This window comes from Roseateles sp., from assembly GCF_036404855.1.
Lineage (GTDB): Bacteria > Pseudomonadota > Gammaproteobacteria > Burkholderiales > Burkholderiaceae_C > Pelomonas.
This window is the reverse complement of record NZ_DASWYS010000222.1, coordinates 1-4,585: the sequence shown is the minus strand read 5'-3', so window position 1 is coordinate 4,585 and position 4,585 is coordinate 1. Positions and strand designations below refer to the sequence as shown.

Annotated in this window: 4 protein-coding genes; 1 reads left to right on the top strand and 3 read right to left on the bottom strand. The window is 65.5% G+C overall.

Going from position 1 to position 4,585, the window contains the following annotated elements:
• Nucleotides 1–271 precede the first annotated feature (271 nt).
• Entirely contained in the window at nucleotides 272–1,948 is a 1,677-nt protein-coding gene (locus tag VGF12_RS14795) for an asparagine synthase C-terminal domain-containing protein (RefSeq protein ID WP_331176807.1), read from the top strand.
• Between the two features lie 22 nt (nucleotides 1,949–1,970).
• Here VGF12_RS14795 and VGF12_RS14790 read toward each other — a convergent pair whose 3' ends face one another.
• The 3 genes from VGF12_RS14790 to VGF12_RS14780 all read right to left on the bottom strand — a co-directional run.
• Nucleotides 1,971–2,918, bottom strand: a complete 948-nt coding sequence (locus tag VGF12_RS14790) for a polysaccharide deacetylase family protein (protein WP_331176806.1) — start codon at nucleotides 2,916–2,918, stop codon at nucleotides 1,971–1,973.
• Nucleotides 2,918–4,222 (bottom strand): putative O-glycosylation ligase, exosortase A system-associated, encoded by a 1,305-nt coding sequence (locus VGF12_RS14785; protein ID WP_331176805.1) that lies wholly within the window; start codon nucleotides 4,220–4,222, stop codon nucleotides 2,918–2,920. The genes VGF12_RS14790 and VGF12_RS14785 overlap by 1 nt, the downstream gene beginning before the upstream one ends.
• Nucleotides 4,219–4,585, bottom strand: a 367-nt coding sequence (locus tag VGF12_RS14780) for a glycosyltransferase (protein WP_331176804.1), incomplete at its 5' end; no start/stop codon positions are given. The genes VGF12_RS14785 and VGF12_RS14780, both read right to left, overlap by 4 nt.

The following is a 4,585-nucleotide window of genomic DNA, read 5'->3' as shown; positions in this document are numbered from 1 at the left end:
ACCGCAGGTTCGGCATGGCCAGCAACGGTCAACTGAGACTTCCTCAACAACACCATGATGACCACCGCAAAACCGGTGTCGACAATGCCGACCGACCGCCGCCTTAGGCGACACTCCCGCCTGCGCGGCATGGCTGTTCAGGTGCCGCTGCCCGACGGAGAGCCGCCGAGGCTGGAAAGCCGAAGCCGCCACCCATGGATGCCGCCGCGGGGGTCCGATCCGCCTGCACCTCTTTACTGATTTCCGATGTCCTGCCAAACGTTCCCAAGCCATGCCTGAACAAGACTTGTCGTTCGCACTGGGCTCGCCCCGCTTCTCCGACACCCGCCTGGCGACACTCGCCGCCGACCAGGGCGTGCTTGCCGCCTGGAAGCAGGCCTTCTCGGACGGACGCCCGGCCGCCGACGTGCTGAGCGGCGTAACGGGTCGTTTCGCGGTGGCCGTGCAGATGGCTGACGGCCGCTGCGTGCTCGCCGTAGACCGCTTCTCCATCGACAGCCTCTGCTACCGGATCGATGACGGCCAGCTCCGCTTCGCGCCGCGTGCCGATGCCCTGGCAGACGACGCCCGGACGCTGGACCCGCAGGCGATCTTCGACTACCTGTATTTCCACGTGATCCCGTCGCCGCGGACGATCTTCCAGGGCGTGCAGCGGCTGCCGGCCGGCCATGTGGCGGTCTTCGAGGCCGGGCGGCTGAGCGTCGAGCCCTATTGGGTGCCGACCTTTTCGGAAGACAGCCGCGAGTCCTTCCCCGTTCTGGCCGAGGAGTTCCGGGGCGTGCTGCGCAGTGCAGTCGCCGGCCAGTTGGACGGGAGCAAGGCGGCCTGCTTCCTGAGTGGCGGCACCGACAGCTCGACCGTGGCCGGCATGATCGGCCTGGTGGGCGAGCGTCCTGCCGCAAGCTACTCGATCGGCTTCGACGCCGAAGGCTATGACGAGATGGAGTACGCGCGCCTGGCCGCTCGACATTTCAAGACGGACCACCACGAGTACTACGTGTCCCCCGCGGACCTGGTCGCCAGCATCCCGGCGGTCGCCGCGCACTACGACCAGCCGTTCGGCAACTCCTCCGCCCTGCCCGCCTATTACTGCGCCAAGATGGCTCGCGACGATGGTGTCAGCCACATTCTGGCGGGCGACGGCGGCGACGAACTCTTCGGCGGCAACACGCGATATGCCAAGCAGACCGTGTTCGACTGGTACGGACGCATCCCCGGTGTCTTGCGACGCGGCCTGCTCGAGCCGGTCAGCGACCTCGCCGCGGTCCAGAAGATCCCGCTGGTCAAGAAGGGTGCCAGCTATGTGAACCAGGCCAAGGTTCCCATGCCCGATCGCCTGATGACCTACAACCTGCTGTTCCATCTGGGCTTGCAGGACGTGCTGACGCCGCAGATGCTGGCGGCCGTGAATATCGACGGACCGGCGCAGCAGCAACGTGCGCTCTGGCCGCAGGCAAAGACCGGCAACCTGGTCAACCGGATGCTGGCCTTCGACTGGCGCTACACGCTGGCCGACTGCGACCTGCCCAAGGTCGTCGGCACCACCGGCCTCGCCGGACTCAGCGTTGGCTTTCCGATGCTGGACGACGAACTGCTGGCATTCTCGGAACGGCTGCGCCCGGACTTCAAGCTGAAGGGGCTGCGTCTGCGCTGGTTCTTCAAGGAAGCGCTGCGTGGCTTCCTGCCGGACGAGATCATCACCAAGAAGAAGCAGGGGTTCGGACTGCCGTTCGGCGTCTGGACCGCGCGACACGACGGACTGAAGGCGCTGGCCGGAAGGTCGCTGCACGGGTTGGCCGACCGCGGCATCGTGCGCCGCGAGTTCGTCGAGAGCCTGCTGAACGAGCGACTGAGCCAGCACGCGGGCTACTTCGGCGAGATGATCTGGATCCTGATGATGCTGGAGCAATGGCTCGCCGCCAAGGCGCCGAACTACCGCCTGGCCTGAACAGCGATCGCCCGCGGCGGCCTCAGCCGTCGCGCAGGTTGGCCAGCAGTCGCCAGCCAAATCGCGTCGGCGAGCGGTCCCAGGGCGTGAAGCGTCGGATCTGCATCAGGTCGTCGCCGCAGCGCGTCGTCCCCCATTCGGTGCTGACGGCTGCATCGAAGCCGAGCCCGCGGACCAGCTCGGCATTGGCGGGTGAATAGTCCTCGCCCGGCTTGCCGTTCGGGTAGGCAAACAGGCTGACGCGCTCGCCCAGCAACTGCTCCAACCGCTCCTTGCTGCCGAGCACCTCGGCGCGCACGGCAGCCTCGTCGAGAGAGGCCAGGATCGGATGCGACAGCGTGTGGGCGCCGATTTGCATGCCGGCGCGGTGCAACTCGACCACCTGGGCCGAACTCATCATGAGATCAGTGGGCAGGTCGACGCCGGCCCGCTCGGCGATCAACTCGCAAAGCTCGAGGCGCCGTTCCACGGGCTGGTACTTGACCTGGCGGATCAGTGCCTGCGCCGCCTGCCGCTTCTGCGTGGCATTGCCCAGCGCATGGCGCCCCAGACCCAGTGTCTCAAGATCCAGCTCGGGCAGCCGACAGGCGCGCACGGTCTCGATCAGGCTGTCGTTCCACATCCGGCCGCCATCCAGGAAACCGGTGGAGATGAAAAAGGCCGCACTGAGACCATGGCGCTGCAGGATGGGCAGCGCGACCTCCCGGTTGTCGGCATAGCCGTCGTCGAAGGTGATGCAAAGGGGCCGACTGGGCAGCGCGCCCTCGCGAAGCCGGCGTGCCGCCTCATCCAATGGGAGGACGTTGAACCAGCGCTTGAGGCTGGCACACAGCACGTCGAAGCGCTCGGCATGCATCTCGTCCGGAAAGATCGAATCGGGCTGCGGCGTGACGCGATGGAACATCAGCACCGACAACCGAGCCTTGGGCCCGGCCGGCGAGGCCAGCGAGAGCAGGGTCTTGAGCAGCATCAGCCCGCTTTCGCCTGCATGGACTTCTTCTGCTTCTCGGCTTCTGCCCGCTCCGCTTCCCTGGCTTCTTCAATCCAGGCCTTGCGATCCAGCCAGCGTCGTCCCAGGATGACCAGCACCATCACGTTGTACGGCAGGTCGTAGTACGACAGGCTCAGGAAGGCACCACCGACGGCATAGCCGGCCAGGCTCACCTGTGCCATCGCGCCCAGCGGCGCCAGCCAGGCCGACTCGGGCTGCTTGGCCGCATCAATGCGCAGACGTCCTGCCGTGCGCCAGACAAGGATCCACATCAGCAGGAACAGGAACAGGCCGATGAAACCATGCTCGCCCAGGACCATGAAGTAGATGCTGTGCGCTGCCCGGCAATCCGTGGGGATGGGTGAATAGCGGACACAGACATCAGGGATGGACACCATGTAGCCCGCGCCGAACAGATTGTCCTTGGCGATGTTCCAGGCCATCATCCAGGCGTTCAGGCGCTGGTTGGCCGAATCATCCTGGTCATAGGTGCGAATGGTGTGCATGCGCTCGGTCCAGTGATCCGGCATGAGCATGACCGCCACCAGGCCCAACACCACCATGACCAGGCCGACCTGCAGGCGGTTGTTTCCCCGCCACCACATGACCGTCGCCATCGCGGCGATCGCCAGCAACGCACCCCGCGACTGGCTGCCCAGCGCCGCAGCGGCGCACAGCAGCATGGAGACCAGCAAGGCCCGCTTGAGCCAGACCTTGTCCGTGGTCATCTGCAGGAAGCGCATCAGTGGAATGGTGATGACCAGCGCCAGCGCGACTTCGTTGTTGCCGCCGATGTAAGTCCCTTCCGGCCCCCACACGCGGTAAGAGCCACCCGTTGCAATGGTGAACAGGCCGCCCTTGACGCCGTAGAAGCCGATCGAGGCTACCAACACCCAGACCAGGGCCATGATGTGCTTGCGCGAGTGCAGAACGACCAGCGCGACAAGGATCATCAGGTCGATCTTCATCACCCGATTCCAGAGCGCATAGCTCTCCTCGAAGGCATAGGAGAACGGCAGTGTGATGCACATCCAAGCCATGAACAACATCAGCACGCGGCTCTCGCGGGTCGTCGAGAAGTCGCGCTTGTCCGATGTCACCAGCAGGCCCAGCAACACCGAGCCCGCCATCGCGGCTGCTACCGGCATGCTCGACAGGCGCCAGCTGAACGTGTGCGGGTTCATCAGGCTGACCCAGGTCCAACCGAGGATCCCGATCCAGGGGTGGCGGATGCCGTAAAGCACCAGCATCAGGATGGGTAGACCGATGACCAGGGTACTCATGACGCCGTCCCTGCGTCCTTTGCCAGTCGTGCGCTCATCAGCCCGGCGACGCGCCTGGCATGCTGCTCCCAGGTCAATTGCTTGTCGGCAATGACGTCGCGCGCGGCGCTGGCGATGCGTGCGCTCAAGGCCGGATCGGTGGCCAGCGTCTCCAGGGCCTTCTCGATGCCCTGTGGATCGGCCGGGTCATACAGCCAGGCATTGACGCCATGGCTCAGGATCTCGTGATGGTTCGGCTGATCCGGGGCGACGATGGTCTTGGACAGCGCAAGGTACTCGAACAGGCACAGAGGCGAGGCATAGGGCACGAGGGCCGTCTGCAGGGCGATGTCGAAGGCCATGGACAGCTCGGGCACGCGCGCC